Below are 12,413 nucleotides of genomic sequence, written 5' to 3'. Positions count from 1 at the left end.
GTCGTCGGGGGGGGGGCCGCCCCCCCCCCCCCCCCCCCCGGGGCCCCCCCCCCCCCCCCCGCGCCCCCCCCCCCCCCCCCCCCCCGCCGGTCTCAGTGGGCGGGTGCTCCGTGCGCGGGCATGTCCGCCGGTCGGCGCACCAACGTCGCGCCGACGATCGCGAACAGCGAGACGATCGCGCCGACGAGGAACGCGCTGCGCACGCCCGCGGCCTGCGCGACGATCGCCTCGGCACCGCCGGCCGACGCGCCCACCGCGGTCGCGGTCATCACCGTGATGAAGAGCGCGGTGCCCGCCGCCCCGGCGACCTGCTGGAGCGTGCCCACGATCGCCGACCCGTGCGAGTACAGGTGCGGCTCGACCGACCCGAGGGCGGTGGTGAACAGCGGCGTGAACATGAAGGCGAGCGAGATCGAGAGCACGACGTGCGCGGCGAGGATCATCCACGGCGGCGTGGTCTCGGTGACGAGCGTGAGCGACCAGAGCACCGCGCTCACGCCGATGCTCGCGGGGACGAGCAGCGGCGTGGGGCCGACCCGGTCGTAGAGCCGACCGACCGTCGGCCCGAGCAGGCCCATGACGAGGCCGCCGGGCAGCACGAGCAGGCCGGTCGCGAGCGGCTCCAGGCCGAGCACGTCCTGGAGGTAGATCGGCAGCAGGATGATCGTGCCGAAGAGCGCGGCCATCATCACCGCCATGAGGGCGATCGAGACGGCGAAGTTCCGCGAGCGGAAGGTGCGGAGGTCGAGGAGTGCCCGATCGCCGCGCTGCAGGAACAGCTGGCGGACGATGAACGCCGCGATGCCGATGGCGCCGACCCCGAGGGCGACCCACATCGCGACGGCGTCGCCGGGCGCTCGGCCGCTCGCGACCTCGCCCACGAGGCTCAGGCCGTACACGAGGCCGCCGAAGCCGAAGGCCGAGAGCACGACCGAGAAGACGTCGATGGGGAAGACGCGCGTCTCGCTGACGTTCTCGACGCGGCGGAGCCCGATGACGAGCATCGTGACCGCGATCGGCAGCACCAGCCAGAACATGTAGCGCCAGCCGAGCGTGTTGAGGATCAGGCCCGAGATCGCGGGACCGACCGCGGGCGCGACCGACATCACGATCGACACCCGACCCATGAACCGGCCCCGGTCGGCCGGGGCGACCACGGTCATGAGCGTGGTCATGAGCAGCGGCATCATGATCGCGGTGCCGGTGGCCTGGATGATGCGACCGCCGAGCAGCACCTCGAACCCCGGTGCGAGCGCGGCGAGCAGCGTGCCCGCGGAGAACAGCGTCATGGCCGCGCCGAAGATCGGCCGGGTGGGGAACCGCTGCAGCAGGAAGCCCGTGATCGGGATCACCACGGCCATGGTCAGCATGAACGCCGTGGTCAGCCACTGCGCGGCGGAGAGCGTCACGCCGAGGTCGTCGACGAGCTCGGGGATCGCGACGCTCATGATGGTCTCGTTGAGGAACACCGTGAACGTGGCCGCGAGCAGCAACCAGATGACGCGGGTGTTGCGTGCGCCGTGCTCGGGGCGCGCCGCGGCGATGTGCTGGTCGATGGCGCGGTCGGCCGCCTCGGCCTCGGCGGCGGACGAGACGTCGGGGTCGGGCACGGCGATCGAATCGGTGTCGGGTGCGGATCGTTCGCTCACGGTGCGTCCTGTCGTCGGTTCGTCTCGTCGTCGTCGTTGCTCGGTTCGCCGGGCACGGCAGTGCCGCCCCCGGCTGGGCGAACGAGGAATGCAACCCGCGGTCGTGCGAGCGCTATTCCCGATCCGACCGTTGCATGCGAATGCATGCACCGTCGCGGACCTCCCCCACGGGCCGGGGGCGTCGCACGAGCCCGATCAGGGGACGATACCGCGGACCGCCGACACCGCCTCGGCGAGGGCGCCCGCCGCGGTCGTGGCATCCGCCTCGGTCACGTCGCCGCCGAACGAGAACCGCACGGCCGTCCGCGCCACGTCGGGTGAGACGCCCATGGCGGTCAGCACGTGCGAGGGGTCGTCGCTGCCCGCGGCGCACGCCGACCCGCTCGAGACGATCACCCCGCGCCGCTCGAGCTCGAGCAGCACCGCCTCGCCGCCGGTGCTGGGGAAGACGTACGAGACCGTGCCCGGCAGGCGACGGTCCGGATGACCCGTCGGAACCGCCTCGGGCACCGCCGTCGCGACGAGTCCGCGGAAGCGCGCCGCCGCCGCGGTCGCGCGAGCCGCGGCATCCGCTCGCTCATCGTCGGCGAGCCGCAGCGCCGTCGCGAAGGCGACCGCGCCGGCGACGTTCTCGGTGCCCGAGCGGCGTCCGCGCTCCTGCCCGCCGCCATGCAGGACCGGCTCGATCGGCAGGCGGCCGCGCACGATCAGCGCACCCGTGCCCTTGGGCGCCCCGACCTTGTGCCCGGCGAGGGAGAGTGCGTCCACGCCGAGGTCGTCGATCGCGAGCGGCAGCCATCCGGCCGCCTGCACGGCGTCGGTGTGCATGAGGGCGCCCGAACCGTGAGCGACCCCGGCGAGCTCCGCGACAGGATTCACCGTGCCGACCTCGTTGTTCGCGAGCTGCACCGAGACGAGCGTCGTGTCCGGGCGGATGACCCGAGCCAGCGCGTCGGGGACGACGGCCCCGGCGGCGTCGACCGCGACCTCGTCGACCTCGAAGCCGTGGAGGCGATGCAGCGCGTCGGCGGACCCGAGGACCGCCTCGTGCTCGACGGGGGAGACGACGACGTGCCGGCCGCGCGGGTTCGCGAGTGCGAGTCCGAGCACGGCGAGGTTGTCGGCCTCCGTGCCGCCCGAGGTGAACACGACGTCGCCCGCGCGGCATCCGATCACCGATGCGACTTCGTCGCGCGCCCGGGCCAGCGCTCGCGCGGCCTCCTCGCCGACGCCGTGGCGGCTCGACGGGTTGCCGAACGCACCCGTGAGGTACGGCCACATCGCCTCGAGCGCCTCGCGGCGGACGGGCGTCGTCGCGGCGTGATCGGCGAAGATCACGTGCGACCCGATTCGATGACGACGTCGAGTCCGAGGTCGAGCGCGCGCGCCGAGTGCGTCAGCGCGCCCACCGAGATGACGTCGACGCCCGTCGCGGCGATGCCGGCGACCGTGTCGAGGTTCACCCCGCCCGAGGCCTCGACGATGGCGCGGCCGTCGATGAGCGCGACGCCCTCGCGCAGGGCGTCGAGGTCGAAGTTGTCGAGCATGATCGTGTCGGCGCCGCCCGCGAGCACGGCGGGGATCTGCTCGACCCGGTCGACCTCGACCTCGAGGTGCGCGGTGTGCGGCATCCGCTTGCGCGCGGCGCGCAGCGCCTCGGCGAGGTCGGTGCCGCCGGCCGTGAGCACCGCGAGGTGGTTGTCCTTGGCCATGATCGCGTCGGAGAGCGAACGCCGGTGGTTGCGGCCGCCGCCGTCGCGCACGGCCTGGCGCTCGAGGCTGCGAAGGCCCGGCGTCGTCTTGCGCGTGTCGACGATGCGCGCGGCGGTCCCCTCGATCGCTGCGACGTACCGGGCGGTGAGGGTGGCCACGCCCGACATCCGCTGCACGAGATTCAGCGCCACGCGCTCGGCGCGCAGGATGCCGCGCGCGGGACCCGCGACGCGCGCGAGCACGTCGCCCGGCCCGAAGCGGTCGCCGTCGGCGGCGAGCACCTCCACCTCGATGCGCGGGTCGACGAGCCGGAACGTCGCCTCGACGACGCGCGCGCCGCTGAAGACGCCGGATTCGCGGGCGACGAGCTCGGCCGTCGCGGTGGCCGACTCGGGGATCAGCGTCTCGCCCGTGAGGTCGCCCCACGGGGCGTCCTCGTCGAGCGCCATCAGCACGATCCGCTCGATCTCGCGGGTCTCGGTCATCAGGCGGCCTGCCTCTCCGTGGTCGGTCGGTGCGTGCTGCGGGCAGCCGCGGGCGCCGACGGTGCGTCGGTTCGCGTGTGGGCGCCGACGCTCTCGGTGCGGGCGAGGGCGGCGGCGACGGTGAGCCGTGCGAGGTCGAGGAGGTTGCGGTCCTCGGCGCTCCGCCGGTCGACGGGATCAGGGGCCTGCCAGCCCTCGAGGCGGGCGGATGCCTCGGCGAGCCCGGCCGCGTCGCGTTCGAGCCCGACGTGCTCCCACATCAATCGCCGCAGCTCATCGCGGTCGACGACCCGCCGTACGGTCGCAGCGGAGGAGATTCCCGCCGACGCGCCGGCCGCGGAGTGGGTCCGCTCGGCGTGTCGGGCGGATTCTCCTCCCGAAGGCCGTGGTGCCGGGGCGAGGCCGGATGCCGCGTGGGCGATCGAGGCGGCGGCGCGCTCGGCGAACACCGCGCCCTCGAGGAGCGAGTTCGAGGCGAGACGGTTCGCGCCGTGCACGCCGGTGCGCGCGGCCTCGCCGACGGCCCAGAGGCCGGGGAGGCTCGAGCGGCCGTCGAGGTCGGTGACGATCCCGCCCATGGCGTAGTGCGCGGCGGGCACGATCGGCACGGGCTCGCGCGACCAGTCGAAGCCCGCGGCCCGGCACGCCCGGTCGAGCGACGGGAAGCGCCGGGCGAGGAACTGCGCACCGAGCGCGGTCGCGTCGAGGTGCACGGGCGTTCCGCCCTGCTCGGCCATCCGCCGCCAGACCGCTCGTGCGACCACGTCGCGCGGTGCGAGCTCGCCCCGCGGATCGACGTCGAGCAGGAACCGGCGGTCGTCAGCATCGCGGATGACCGCACCCTCACCGCGCACGGCCTCGGAGATCAGCGGCGTCCCGGGCACCGCCAGCGCCGTGGGGTGGAACTGGACGAACTCGAGGTCGGCGATCTCAGCGCCCGCGCGGGACGCGGCGGCGACGCCGTCGCCGGTCGCGACGTCGGGGTTGGTCGTGTGGGCGTACAGCATGCCCGCACCGCCCGTCGCGAGCACGACGGCGTCGGCTCGGAGCTCGACGACTCGCGCGGCGTCGGCGGCGGCGCCCGTCGGGTCGGCGGCGCCCGTCGGGTCGGCGGCGTCCGTCGGTTCGGTGCCATCCGCCCCGCCCTGCACGAGCACTCGCGCCCCGACGACGCGGCCGCCCTCGACGACGAGGTCGACGAGCGTCGTGTGCTCGAGCACGCGGATGCCGCGCCGACGGACCGTCGCCACGAGCGCCGCCTCGATCGCCGCACCCGTCGCATCGCCGCCGGCGTGCAGGATGCGGGCGCGCGAGTGCGCCGCCTCGAGGCCTCGTGCGATGCCGGACTCGTCGCGGTCGAATGCGACGCCGAATCGGATCAGGTCGCGGATGCGCGCCGGGCCCTGCGTCGTCAGCACCTCGACCGCCTCGGCGTCGCCGAGTCCGGCGCCCGCGGCGAGCGTGTCGGCGGCGTGGCGTTCCGGCGCATCGCCCGCGAAGACGGCGGCGGCGATGCCGCCCTGCGCCCACGGCGTCGAGCCCTCGTCGACCGCGGCCTTCGTCACGACGGCGACCTCGCAGCCCGCCTCCGCGGCGCGGATCGCCGTCCAGAGCCCGGCGATGCCGGAGCCGACGACGAGCACGGCGGTCATGTCAGGCCCCGGTCGTCGCGGCGGCGGGGGAGGCGGAGACGGCGGAGGAGCGCGCGGCCGCGGCGTCCGTCGCCGCGGCGATCGTCGACCCGGCCGGGACCGGCACCGAGGCCGGGGGCTTCGCCGCCAGCATGCGCTCGAGCGCGAGCCGCGCGGGCACCGCGACCTCCTCGCCGACCGAGATGCGGTTGACGACGCGACCGGCGACGAGCTCCTCGAGCACCCAGGCGAGGTAGCCCGGGTGGATGCGGTACATGGTCGAGCACGGGCAGACCACCGGGTCGAGGCAGAAGATCTCGTGCTCGGGGTGCTCGGCCGCGAGGCGCTGCACGAGGTTGATCTCGGTGCCGATCGCGAACGTCGACCCGGCGGGCGCCGCCTGGATCGCCTTCACGATGAAGTCGGTCGAGCCCGCGGCATCCGCCGCATCGACGACCGGCATCGGGCACTCGGGGTGCACGATGACCTGCACGCCGGGGTGCTCGGCTCGGGCGCGCTCGATCTGGTCGACCGTGAAGCGCTTGTGCACCGAGCAGAAGCCGTGCCAGAGGATCACGCGCGCGTCGGTGAGCTCGTCGGCGGTGTTACCGCCGAGGGCCCTCCGCGGATTCCACATCGGCATGGCCTCGAGCGGAACGCCCATCGCCTTCGCGGTGTTGCGGCCGAGGTGCTGGTCGGGGAAGAACAGCACGCGCTGCCCGCGCGCGAACGCCTGCTCGAGGACGGTCGTCGCGTTCGACGAGGTGCAGACGATCCCGCCGTTCCGGCCGACGAAGCCCTTGAGCGCCGCCGACGAGTTCATGTACGTGACCGGGATGACCGGCACGCGGCCGTCGGCGTCGGTGGCGGTCAGGTCGCCGTACACCTCCTCGAGCTGCTCCCAGCACTCCTCGACGCCCGACTCGTCGGCCATGTCGGCCATCGAGCAGCCCGCGGCGAGGTTCGGCAGGATCACGGCCTGGTCGGGGCGCGAGAGCATGTCGGCGGTCTCGGCCATGAAGTGCACGCCGCAGAACACGATCGCCTCGGCCTCCGGGCGCGTCATGGCGGCGTTCGCGAGCTGGAACGAGTCGCCCGTGAAGTCGGCGTGCTGCACGACCTCGTCGCGCTGGTAGAAGTGGCCGAGGACGACGACCTTCTCGCCGAGCGTCGCCTTCGCCGCACGGATCCGGTCGTGCAGCTCGGCGTCGGACGCCTCGCGGTACTCTGCGGGCAGCGCACCCTGGCGCGGCGACCCGGTCGGGATCACGTCGCCCATCGACGAGCCGGGGCCGTAGCCGGCGGGTCCGGCGTCGAACTCCCACGGTCCCTTGGCGAGGTCGGGCGTGCAGGTCTCCCCTGACGCCCTGCCGGTGGTGATGAGCCGGATGGTGCGATCGACGGATGCCGCGAGGCGGACCTCGCGCTCGGGCGTGGTTGCGATGGTGCTCATTGCGGTTCCTTGCTGTGCGTTCCGGGCCTGGTGGGGGATGCGGTGGCGGATGCCGCGAGCGGCGGCGCCGCCGGCGCCGGTGAGGGCGACGCCACGGGCGAGTGTGCGGGGTCGAAGCGGTAGAGCGCGGGCGGGCGGTGCCGCGTGCCGGCGAGGCGTTCGCCGGTGTCGATGAGGGTCCCGGACGCCTCGATCGTGCGGCGGAAGTTCGCGGGGTCGAGGCGTCGCCGGAGGACGGCCTCGTGCACCCGGCGGAGCTCGGCCATCGTGAAGCGCTCGCCGAGGAGCGCGTGCGCGATGCGCGAGTAGACGAGCTTCGTGCGAAGGCGCCGGAGCGCGTAGTCGATGATCGCGGCGTGGTCGAAGGCGAGCTCGGGCAGCGCGTCTTCATCGAACCAGCGGACGTTCTCGTCGGAGACGGCGCGCTCGACCTCGTCGGAGTGCACGAGCGCCCAGTAGACCACCGACACCACGCGCTCGCCGGGGGAGCGGTCGGGGTCGCCGAACGTGTAGAGCTGCTCGAGGTACTTCGGCGCGAGTCCCGTCGTCTCGTTGAGCGTGCGAGCCGCGGCGCCGTCGAGCGCCTCGCTCACGGGGAGCCAGCCGCCGGGGAGCGCCCAGCGGCCGAGGCCGGGCTCCCTGAGCCGCCGGACGAGCGGGATGCGCAGGCTCCCGGGGCGCTCGCGATCATCGGCGACGCCGTCGGCCTGGTCGGGGGCGAGGGCGAAGATGACCGTCGAGACGGCCAGGCGCGCGTGCGCGTCGTGCTGCGACATCCGCTCCTCCTCCCGATGATGCGACTTAGAGTCACTGTGACGCGAAGTCGATGTGGCCCAGCTTACAGTCACCATGACACGAACGCGAATCGCGTGACGCAGGGAGTGCTGCGCGCACGTGGCGACCGGCCGTAGACTCGCGCCCGGATGGACCTGCTGGAGCGCGAGGGCGATCTCGCCGCGCTGGAACGCGCGGCGAACCCGGCGGTGCGCGCACACGGCGGAGCGGTCGTGCTCGTCGGCGGGGAGGCCGGCATCGGCAAGTCCGCACTCGTCCGGCAGTTCGCCGATCGCCTGCCCGGGCGAGTGGCGTGGGGCTGGAGCGACGCGCTCGAGACGCCGACGCCGCTCGCGGCCGTGCGCGACGTCGCCGCCGCCCTCGGCCTCGACCACGCGCTCCTCGAGACGGGCGATTCCGCGCGGATGTCACTCGCGCTCGCCGAGGCCCTCGGCGGCGCCGGCGCGCCACGGGCCGTGGTCTTCGAGGACGTGCACTGGGCGGATGCCGCGACGCTCGACGTCATCCGATACCTCGCCCGGCGCGCGGCCCTCCTTCGGACCGTGCTGGTGCTCACCTTCCGCGATCAGCCGACGACGCCCGAACTGCGCGGCCTGTTCGGCGACCTGGCGGGCATGCCCGGCGTCGTCGGCATCTCGCCGGCACCGCTCTCGGTGGACGCGGTCGCCGCACTCGCCACCGGAACCGGCCTCGACCCGGAGCGTCTGCACGATCGCACCGCGGGCAATCCGTTCTTCGTGACCGAGCTCGTCGCGGCACGCGCGGACCTCCCGTCGACGGTGCGCGACGCGGTGCTCGCCCGCGTCGGCCGACTCCGGCCCGCCGCACGCAACATCGTCGAGATCGTCGCCGTCGGCGGCATCCGCCTCGAACGCGGAATCGTCGCGACCGCGGCCGGCGCGGAGTTCGACGCGGCGGACGACGCCGTGGCCGCGGGCGTGCTGTCGGTCGACGGGGATTCGCTGGCCTTCCGCCACGAGCTCGCGCGTGCCGCCGTGCGATCGGACATCCCGCCGGCTCGACTCGCCTCCATCCATCGACGACTGCTCGACGCCGTGCGGGTCGCGCCCGCCGGTCACGACCTGGCCCGGCTCGTGGCCCATGCGATCGGCGCGGACGACCATGCCGCGGTGCTCGAGCTCGCACCGCGCGCCGCCGCCGAGGCCATCGCCGCCGGGTCGCACCGCGAGGCCGCGGCCCACCTCCGATCGGCGCTCGCGGTGGCGGGGGGCGAACCCGAGGACCGCCGTGCGGTGCTCCTCGAGGACTACGCCCGCGAGGCCGACCTCACCGACGATCCCGGTGCCGCCCGGTCGGCGATCCTCGATGCGCTCGAGCTGCGCCGCGCGCGGGGCGAGGACCTGCGCGTCGCCGACGACCTGGACCGGCTCGCCGCCATCGACTTCGCACTCGGGCGCACGGGAGAGGCGGATGCCGCGAGCGCCGAAGCCGTCGCGCTCGCCGAACGGCACCCGCCCGGACGCGAGCTCGCGTCGGCATACCGCCGCCGCGCCTCGCTGCGCATGCTCACGCGCGACACCGACGAGGCCATCGAGTGGGGTGAGCGCGCGCTCGCGCTCGCCCGTCGGCTCGGTGACGACGCCCTGCTCGCGGGGGCGCTGAACGCCACCGGGTCGGCGCGGATCGTGCGATCGGAGTTCGAGGCGGGCGTGGCCGAACTGCGTGAGAGCCTCGACGTCGCCAGGCGAGCGGGGCTCGCCTCCGACGTCTGCGCCGCCTTCGCCAACCTCGGCAGCGCCGCCGGTGAGATCGGGCGGTTCCGGTTCGCCGACGCCGTGCTCACCGAGGGCATCGCCGAAGCCGGCACGGCCGACGTCGACCGGTCACGGCACTACATGCAGGCCTGGCGCGCGCTGACCCGGCTGCACCTCGGCGACGCGACCGGCGCCGCCGAGGACGCGCACGCCGTGCTCGCCCTCGACGGGACCGCCGCGATCAGCCGGATCATGGCGCTGCTGGCCCTCGGCCGGATGCGAGCGCGACGGGGCGACCCGGGGGCCGGGGAGGCGCTCGACGAGGCGCTCGCGCTCGCCGAGTCCTCCGAGACGCTCCAGCGCATCGCCCCGGTGCGTGCGGCGCGGGCCGAGGCGGCGTGGCTGGCCGGCGACGACGAGCGCGCAGCCGCCGAGGCCGGATCGGTGCTGCCGCTCGCGATCGCCAAGCGCCACCCCGTCTTCACCGCCGAGCTGTCGTGGTGGCTGCGCGCCGCAGGCGGGGCGCCGACCGTGCCCGACTGGGCCGACGGACCCTACGCGGCCATGGCCGTCGGAGACTGGGCGGCGGCCGAGCGCGGATGGACCGAGCGCGGAGCCGTCTTCGAGGCGCGGTTGGCCGACGGCTTCGCCGACGCCGCCACGGCGATCGAGGCGGTGCGGGCGCTGGAGGCCATGGGCGCGTCGCCGGCGGCGGAGGCCGTGCGCCGCAGGCTCCGCGCAGCCGGGGTCGGCAACCTGCCCCGCGGTCCGCGGGCATCGACCCGCACCGATCCCTTCGGGCTCACCCGTCGGGAGTCGGAGGTGCTCGCGCTGGTCGCGGAGGGTGCGTCCAACCCGGACATCGCGCAGCGGCTCAGCCTGTCCGTCCGGACGGTCGACCACCACGTCTCGTCGATCCTCGCGAAGCTCGGGGTCGCGACCCGCGGGGCCGCGGCGGCGCTCGCGCGAGGCGACGCGCACGGGAGTGCGTAGTCGCCCTCCCAAGATGGGCGATCCCGCCCATGTCCCGTCGCCGCGCCCGACCGTAGCGTTCCGGCATCGGACCTCGGGGCGAACCGCCCCACGGCCGGCCACGAACACGAGGAGATGCTCATGCCCCGATACATCGTCGAACGGACCTTCCCCGACGGGCTGTCCGTGCCGCCCGACGCCGACGGCGCCGCCGCGATGCTGCGGGTGGTCGAACGGAACGCGGAGCGCGGCGTCACGTGGCTGCACTCGTACGTCACGGGCGACACCGTGCACACGTTCTGCGTCTACGACGGACCCGACCCCGAGTCGATCCGGGCGGCGGCGGAGCTCAACAGCTTCCCGGTCGACCGCATCACCGAGGTGCGCGTCCTGGATCCGTACTTCACGTACTGAACGAACCGCCGTGCCCGCCCGACCATCGACGTCGGGCGGGCGCGCGCGTGCCGCCGAGCACCGCGCGCGACGCGCTCGCCGCACGCCGCGCGGATGCGTCGGCGCGCATTGCTAGACTGCCCACGACAACCGCATACCGGGCCATCGACGCATCGCGGGAGAGCCGGAGGTTCCCTCACCGGAACCGGACGGCACCGAAGGAGCAAGCCTCCCCGCCAATCTCTCAGGTCGCATCACCGCGATGACGAGGCCGACTCTGAAAAGCGGATGCCGCAACGGCGGCTTCCCGCCGAAGGTGAAAGCACAGCTCCCCCGGAGCGTCGCGAAGCTCTCAGGCCCATGACAGAGGGGGAGTTCTTCCGCGGCGACCGCCGCGTGATCCGCGCGATCCTGGAGAACTCGTGACCGACGCACCCGGAACCACCGAAACCGGCCCCACCGAGCGCCGCAGCCCCCTCGACGAGGTGCACCGCGCCGCGGGCGCGTCGTTCACCGACTTCGCCGGCTGGCAGATGCCGGTCCGCTATTCCAGCGACCTGGCCGAGCACCACGCGGTGCGCGAGCACGCCGGCCTGTTCGACCTGTCCCACATGGGCGAGATCGTCGTCGTCGGCCCCGAGGCATCCGACGCCCTCGACTACGCGCTCGCCGGCAAGCTCTCGGCGATCGTCGAGGGGCAGGCGAAGTACTCGCTCCTGCTCGGCCGCGACGGCGGGGTCATCGACGACCTCGTGATCTACCGCACCGGCCCCGACCGCTACATGGTCGTCGCGAATGCCGCGAACCGCCACGTCGTCGCCGAGGAGCTCCGCGCGCGCACCGCGCCGTTCGAGGCCGACGTCTTCGACGAGTCCGACGACATCGCGCTCGTCGCACTGCAGGGCCCCGATGCGCTCGAGGTGCTGCAGCAGACCCCCGGCTTCGGCATCGAGGGGCCGGGCAACGACGAAGAGGACTTCGTCGCCGCCGTCGCCGCCCTGAAGTACTACCGCGCGATCGCCGCGACCTGGGAGGGTGCGCCGGTGCTCGTCGCCCGGACCGGCTACACCGGGGAGGACGGCTTCGAGCTGTACGTCGCCCCCGAGCGTGCGAAGGCGCTGTGGGAGGCGCTCCAGGAGACCGGCGGGCCGCGCGTCGTGCCGTGCGGCCTCGCGAGCCGTGACACGCTCCGCCTCGAGGCGGGCATGCCGCTGTACGGCCACGAGCTCTCTCGCGACATCTTCCCCGTGCAGGCCGGCCTCGGCCGCGTCGTCGCGCTCACCAAGGACGGCGACTTCGTCGGCCGCGCCGCGATCGAGGAAGGCCCCGCCGAGGGCGCGCCCGTGCTCGTCGGCCTCACCGCCGATGGGCGTCGGGCGCCGCGGGCCGGCTACGCGGTGTTCGACGGCGCCGGCGAGGACGCGCGCGAGGTCGGCGAGATCACCTCCGGCGCACTCTCGCCCACGCTCGGACACCCCGTCGCCATGGCGTTCGTCGCGCCCGACGTCTCGGAGGTCGGCTCGTCGCTCTTCGTCGACGTCCGCGGCACGCGCGTCGCGGCATCCGTCACCGCACTGCCCTTCTACAAGCGCGGCGCCTGACCCACG

Annotated in this window: 9 protein-coding genes and 2 riboswitches; of the genes, 3 read left to right on the top strand and 6 right to left on the bottom strand. The window is 74.3% G+C overall.

What is annotated here, in order from left to right:
• Positions 1–92: 92 nt before the first annotated feature.
• From ACSJD1_RS09400 to ACSJD1_RS09375, 6 genes are all read right to left on the bottom strand, one after another.
• Positions 93–1,649, bottom strand: coding sequence for an MDR family MFS transporter (locus ACSJD1_RS09400; RefSeq protein ID WP_438855041.1), 1,557 nt, complete (start codon positions 1,647–1,649; stop codon positions 93–95).
• A gap of 195 nt (positions 1,650–1,844) precedes the next feature.
• A complete protein-coding gene (locus ACSJD1_RS09395) occupies positions 1,845–2,987 on the bottom strand; it encodes a cysteine desulfurase family protein (RefSeq protein WP_438855040.1) in 1,143 nt (380 codons plus the stop codon).
• Positions 2,984–3,847, bottom strand: coding sequence for a carboxylating nicotinate-nucleotide diphosphorylase (nadC, locus tag ACSJD1_RS09390; RefSeq protein WP_438855039.1), 864 nt, complete (start codon positions 3,845–3,847; stop codon positions 2,984–2,986). The genes ACSJD1_RS09395 and nadC overlap by 4 nt, the downstream gene beginning before the upstream one ends.
• On the bottom strand, positions 3,847–5,499 hold the full coding sequence (locus tag ACSJD1_RS09385) for an L-aspartate oxidase (RefSeq protein WP_438855038.1): 1,653 nt from the start codon (positions 5,497–5,499) through the stop codon (positions 3,847–3,849). Before ACSJD1_RS09385 ends, nadC begins: the two co-directional genes overlap by 1 nt.
• Position 5,500: 1 nt before the next feature.
• Positions 5,501–6,931: a quinolinate synthase NadA gene (gene nadA, locus ACSJD1_RS09380; RefSeq protein WP_438855037.1), complete on the bottom strand. Its 1,431-nt coding sequence runs from the start codon at positions 6,929–6,931 to the stop codon at positions 5,501–5,503.
• Entirely contained in the window at positions 6,928–7,707 is a 780-nt protein-coding gene (locus tag ACSJD1_RS09375) for an NUDIX hydrolase (protein WP_438855036.1), read from the bottom strand. Before ACSJD1_RS09375 ends, nadA begins: the two co-directional genes overlap by 4 nt.
• 147 nt (positions 7,708–7,854) lie before the next feature.
• On the opposite strand from ACSJD1_RS09375, the gene ACSJD1_RS09370 reads away from it, so the two are divergent.
• From ACSJD1_RS09370 to gcvT, 3 genes are all read left to right on the top strand, one after another.
• Entirely contained in the window at positions 7,855–10,434 is a 2,580-nt protein-coding gene (locus tag ACSJD1_RS09370; protein ID WP_438855035.1) for an ATP-binding protein, read from the top strand.
• Between the two features lie 120 nt (positions 10,435–10,554).
• The gene (locus tag ACSJD1_RS09365) at positions 10,555–10,827 is read left to right on the top strand and encodes a DUF4242 domain-containing protein (RefSeq protein WP_438855034.1); all 273 of its coding nucleotides are present in this window, start codon (positions 10,555–10,557) and stop codon (positions 10,825–10,827) included.
• A 145-nt stretch (positions 10,828–10,972) separates the two neighbouring features.
• Positions 10,973–11,076: riboswitch (glycine riboswitch) on the top strand.
• Between the two features lies 1 nt (position 11,077).
• Positions 11,078–11,183: riboswitch (glycine riboswitch) on the top strand.
• Positions 11,184–11,228: 45 nt separating this feature from the next.
• On the top strand, positions 11,229–12,407 hold the full coding sequence (gcvT, locus tag ACSJD1_RS09360) for a glycine cleavage system aminomethyltransferase GcvT (protein ID WP_438855033.1): 1,179 nt from the start codon (positions 11,229–11,231) through the stop codon (positions 12,405–12,407).
• Positions 12,408–12,413 lie beyond the last annotated feature (6 nt).

The organism is Agromyces excoecariae, assembly GCF_051715505.1.
Lineage (GTDB): Bacteria > Actinomycetota > Actinomycetes > Actinomycetales > Microbacteriaceae > Agromyces.
This window is presented reverse-complemented; position numbering and strand designations above follow the sequence as displayed.

What these genes read in the sequence shown, in the direction of transcription:
- ACSJD1_RS09370 (WP_438855035.1), top strand. Translation starts at nt 7,855, where the DNA reads ATGGACCTGCTGGAGCGCGAGGGCGATCTCGCCGCGCTGGAACGCGCG.
- ACSJD1_RS09375 (WP_438855036.1), bottom strand. Translation starts at nt 7,707, where the DNA reads ATGTCGCAGCACGACGCGCACGCGCGCCTGGCCGTCTCGACGGTCATC.
- nadA (WP_438855037.1), bottom strand. Translation starts at nt 6,931, where the DNA reads ATGAGCACCATCGCAACCACGCCCGAGCGCGAGGTCCGCCTCGCGGCA.
- ACSJD1_RS09385 (WP_438855038.1), bottom strand. Translation starts at nt 5,499, where the DNA reads ATGACCGCCGTGCTCGTCGTCGGCTCCGGCATCGCCGGGCTCTGGACG.
- nadC (WP_438855039.1), bottom strand. Translation starts at nt 3,847, where the DNA reads ATGACCGAGACCCGCGAGATCGAGCGGATCGTGCTGATGGCGCTCGAC.
- ACSJD1_RS09365 (WP_438855034.1), top strand. Translation starts at nt 10,555, where the DNA reads ATGCCCCGATACATCGTCGAACGGACCTTCCCCGACGGGCTGTCCGTG.